Raw genomic sequence first — 4,544 nt, 5'->3', positions numbered from 1 at the left:
ACAATATTGTCTGCCCTGAAGTGGGAAAGATAGTCGACCTGTTCGCTGGTTGATTTACCTGACAGTGTCTGGGCACTTACAACCTGACTGTTTCCGGTTCCACGCTGGTCCAGCAACAACACCCGGTATTGTTGCAATGCCCTTTTCAGCCAGCCGCTGTTGGCATCAGGACGAGGTGACGGGAAGCCTGGGCCGCCCTGCAGATAGACAAGCCATGGCAATGTCGTATCGCGGCTCTCTTTCAACACAACTTCACGGGCAAAGACCGTGATTGTTTCCCCGTCTTGATCGGCATAATCAAGCGGCAAAACAAACTGATGCTGTCGACATAACATATTGTCGACATAGTAAGCTGACTGCACTCTATTCTCCTTGTTATAACTGACTTCGTCTTACAACTATGTGTCCGATTGTATAGCAAGAATATGGCCTGATGAAAACAGAGGATTAATTCAGACACCCAGAAACAACAATGCCCGGCAATATGCCGGGCATTTTTATATCAGGTATCTGGACGTTAACTAGGCATTCTTAACAGCCACTGAGCGGGCCAAAATAGCCAACGTTGTCCCGTTATGTAACAAGGCATTCGCCGCCGGGCTAAGCATTCCTAAGGCAGCAGCCAGCATAATGCCGCTAGTGACGTATTCAGCCAGCTTGATATTACTGTTACCCAACGACATGGCCACCTGTGCCAACTGCCTTGACTCAGCAACGCCGTACAGCTCATCTCTCAGCAACACGACATCCGCTGCCTGCCTGGCTAGCTCAGTTCCTTTGCACATAGCTACACCGACATCGGCTTTTGTCAGTGCCGGTGCATCATTGACACCATCACCAACGAACATCACGGTACGGCCTGACTGGCGCAGCTCCTCGACAATTTTCGATTTGCTCGTCGGGGTTGCCTCTGCATAGACCTTATCCAGCTTAAGCTCATCCCCCAGCATCTGCGCCTTGAAGGCACGATCCCCGGAGATCATAACGAGCTCACGTATTCCCGAATCACGAAGATTCTGAAGCGTCTGCGTTACATCGTCACGTAGATGGTCACGTAAACCAATCAAGCCTATTAATTTATGCTGATGCGAAATAAAGATCAGGTGTCGCCCTTTTTTCTCAAGCTCCCTGATAGTTGACTCAAACGCTGTAAAGTCGACTTCTTCATGGACTTCAAGGAAATGACGACTTCCCATTACCAGACAATGATCATTGAGAGTACTGCGAAGGCCATGAGCAATCACGTACTCGACCTCACCATGATCGATATGCGGCAACTCATTGTCTTTCGCCGCATTGACCACCGCCTGAGATAGTGGGTGGCTGCTGTGCTCTTCCACTGATGCTGCAATGGCCAGCAAATCTCGCGCGCTATTATCACCGCAGAGCGGTACGACATCGGTCACTTCCATATCGCCGTAAGTCAGTGTCCCTGTTTTGTCAAAGACACAGGTATCCACCTTCACCAGCTTCTCGATGGCACTGCCGCCCTTAAGCAGAATGCCATTTTGCGCTGCGCGATACATGATTGACTTGAAGGTGACCGGCGTACTTAGCTTAAGTGCACAGGAATAATCCACCAAAAAGACAGAAGCAAGGCGATTGACATCCTGAGTCAGTGCAAAGACAGCCGCACCAATGCCCAAAGTAATTTTGACACGGCGATCTGCCATATCCTGAGTCACCTGCTGGATCTCGCTCTTCTCACTCAGCGACTCGTAAATCAACTTGGCGATCTTGGCGGTGGTTGCTTCACTGCCGACCTTTTCTACCCGTACCTTGATAGAGCCTTCATGGACCGTTGTTCCTGAATACACAACCGCACCCACTTCACGACGTACAGGCACACTTTCACCCGTGAGCGTTGACTGGTTGATCAGTGCTGCACCGGATTCAACCTTTCCGTCAATCGGAATCGCGTTGCCGGGCATCAATTCAATCAAATCACCAGCAACCAGCTCTGAGGAATCACATTGTGTCTTACCATCGTCATCAATGCGCCAGACCAGACATTCCTGTGGCCTCATAAGTTCGGCCAGTAGCTGATCACTGCTTCGGCTGGTGCGCTGCTCCATGTATTCACCTAGGCTGATCAGGCTTTGGGTCATCATGGCAGTACGGTAATCACCCCGCCAGGCAGACAAACCAACAGCAACCGCGTCAAGGACCTCGACTGAAACACGCTTATTCCTAAGCTCGTCGATCCCCTCGAAAAGTGTCGGAGCAATCAAGCTTGCAGTGGTCAGCGCTCCCCAGCGTTTGGGTAGCATTGCAGCCGACAGCGTGCCAATAACATTCATCGCCACATCACCACGGGTATATTCATGCTCAGAGTCTGATGCTTCTGCCTCATTGAGATCCAGTGCCGATAGACGCGCCTTGATGGTTTTGCAGTCTAATAACTGTGTTTCATAGGAGATAACCACCGAGCAGGCATGCTCGTTGACCCGCACCTCACGCACTCCCTGAATGGCCATCAGGCTCTGCTTAATCCAGTCACCGATATCCCGGTATGCTTTCAGTGCAGGGACTTTGAATCGAATGCGCCCAGGGAGATGATGCCGAACTTGCAGTCCAATCATTCATCACCCTTGTGAAGGTTGCGGTAATACTCAAGCTCGGCCTGTGTATCTTCTAGGCGCTCTTTTAGCTCTTCAACTTCACCACGAACTGCGGACCATGCCTTCTCACCAGTTGCAGCAACACCTTGCTGGAATTTCTTGTTGGTAAGCAGATACGCAACCGCGGCACCAGCTGCCACACCCATAACGAAGTGAGTCTTGGTGTTTTGCTTCTTGTATGTTGGCTCAGCAGCAGACTGTTGTTGACCACCATAGTATGGGTAGCCATAGTAAGGATTGTATGGGTTATTATTGCTCATTATTTTTCTTTCCCGCATATTGTTCCATCATGTACAAACTGGCTGCCCCTGCACTGAGTACAGTAAGCATTGAGAGTACCGGTCTGCCTGCCATTTTTTCAGCGATATAGGTTGTCGCCCCACTGGCAAGGCCCGTTTTCAGCGAATCTTTGGCAACGTTGGAAACCAGCTGATTAGTATCGATTTCGCCGGTCTGATGCGCCTTCCACTGATTGGCCGCCGATGCAGTGCCACCGAGGATGGCACCGACCAGCATGGCTCGACTCGCTGGGTTTAGCTTGTCTGATGAATTACTCATAGATTTTACTTTTCATAATCGTCGTGCGCAGGAAATTCATCATCATACTCAGTCTCTTGGGCTGATGCCTTTTCGTGGCTATGACGCTCAACAGATTCTCTGAAGCCTTCTTTGCCCGCTTCATAGGTATCACGGAAAATTTCACCGCCGGTTGACACATTCTCCTTAACTGAAGAAGCAGTCTGGGTTGCAGTCTCTTTCATCGATGCACCACCGCTTTTCAGCATATCACCAGCATTAGATACCATACCCATCAGGCCCTTACGGACGTTTTCGTTACTAAGGATTAATGCTGCTGCGGCACCAACCATAGCGCCTTTCCAAAACTCTTTATCATTCATACCCATAGTTCCTAATATCTGCTTAAACATCCCGGCTTCTTCACCGAGGGCACCTTCGAGCATTGCCTGGGCCTGCTCGAACATTGGATCGTTTTCCTCTGGCGCTTGTTGCTCGGCCTGAGGTGGCACCATTCCCGGGTGCATATATCCGGCCTGAGGCGGCGGTACCATTCCAGGATGCATGTGTCCCGGGTGCATATGCCCCGGATGCATGTAACCTGCTGGCGGCGGAGTCATTCCTGGATGCACATTGCCATGAGGATGAGCATGGGGATGCATCATACCCGGGTGTCCGTGGTAGTACGGGTGCATCATATGGGGTGGATAACCGTAATAACCCGGAGGTGGCACTTGCTGGGCCCACTCCGGCGGCTCGCCATATTGACCGTAAGGGTTTTCAGGCTGCCCCTGGTTCTCTTCATTACTCATGATTCGCTCCGTCTATTTCTAAACAAGCACCAAGTGCATAACAAGCTTGCTCTGCATCTTGTTCAGATTGTGAAAACAACGCATCAATCAAGTGTGGCTTGACGATGGAAGCGTCATACTCAATGAGCAAGCTTCCTGTCGCATTGTTTAGTTTGTAGTTTTTAAACGCCGGGATATTTTGCAAGGCACGTTCTATTTCAGAACTATTGAAGGTGGCAAGGTGAGCCAAGATGCCCAACTTGTACTTCAACCGAACCCGTCCAGGAATATGGTGCCCAACAGTCACCCAGCGTCTTAGCTTTAAAGCTGTATCTATATGTTTTTTCATAATCGGATTATATATATAAAACTATATATTCAATTACTTAAGATGATGCTGGCGTTATTTATTCGCTTTTTCTTTGCGCTCAGTCAATTGAAGTGGTAACGTTGCGAATGAAAATGATTTTCATCTTTATAATCATCTTGGTTGGCACTATATGAACACGTATATTCACAAGACAAATCAACGTTTAAGAGTGCGCTCAGACTTCATTCGCCAAAACCCGGAAGCCGTCAAAGGGCTTATTGCAGATTTAAAGCAAATAGATGCCAT

At 49.4% G+C, this 4,544-nt stretch carries 5 protein-coding genes and 1 pseudogene; all 6 read right to left on the bottom strand.

Features of this window, described 5'->3' with window-relative positions; genetic code table 11:
• Positions 1 to 362: pseudogene (locus MHN01_RS17605) on the bottom strand (alpha/beta hydrolase); the annotation flags it as partial.
• 159 nt (positions 363 to 521) lie between these two features.
• Positions 522 to 2,582 carry a heavy metal translocating P-type ATPase gene (locus MHN01_RS17600; protein WP_239412530.1) on the bottom strand — a complete coding sequence of 687 codons (2,061 nt, stop codon included), beginning with the start codon at positions 2,580 to 2,582 and terminating at the stop codon, positions 522 to 524.
• Complete coding sequence (locus tag MHN01_RS17595) at positions 2,579 to 2,881, bottom strand: YtxH domain-containing protein (RefSeq protein WP_239412529.1); 303 nt, start codon at positions 2,879 to 2,881, stop codon at positions 2,579 to 2,581. The genes MHN01_RS17600 and MHN01_RS17595 overlap by 4 nt, the downstream gene beginning before the upstream one ends.
• Complete coding sequence (locus MHN01_RS17590) at positions 2,871 to 3,179, bottom strand: magnetosome protein MamC (protein WP_239412528.1); 309 nt, start codon at positions 3,177 to 3,179, stop codon at positions 2,871 to 2,873. Before MHN01_RS17590 ends, MHN01_RS17595 begins: the two co-directional genes overlap by 11 nt.
• Before the next feature lie 5 nt (positions 3,180 to 3,184).
• A complete protein-coding gene (locus MHN01_RS17585; RefSeq protein WP_239412527.1) occupies positions 3,185 to 3,949 on the bottom strand; it encodes a YtxH domain-containing protein in 765 nt (254 codons plus the stop codon).
• Positions 3,942 to 4,277: an HMA2 domain-containing protein gene (locus MHN01_RS17580; protein ID WP_083652161.1), complete on the bottom strand. Its 336-nt coding sequence runs from the start codon at positions 4,275 to 4,277 to the stop codon at positions 3,942 to 3,944. The genes MHN01_RS17585 and MHN01_RS17580 overlap by 8 nt, the downstream gene beginning before the upstream one ends.
• Between the last annotated feature and the right edge of the window lie 267 nt (positions 4,278 to 4,544).

Origin of the sequence: Photobacterium sp. OFAV2-7, assembly GCF_022347985.1 — a bacterium.
In the GTDB taxonomy this organism is placed as follows: domain Bacteria; phylum Pseudomonadota; class Gammaproteobacteria; order Enterobacterales; family Vibrionaceae; genus Photobacterium.
Note: the sequence above shows the minus strand (reverse complement) of the source record. Positions and strands in the feature narration are given on the sequence as shown.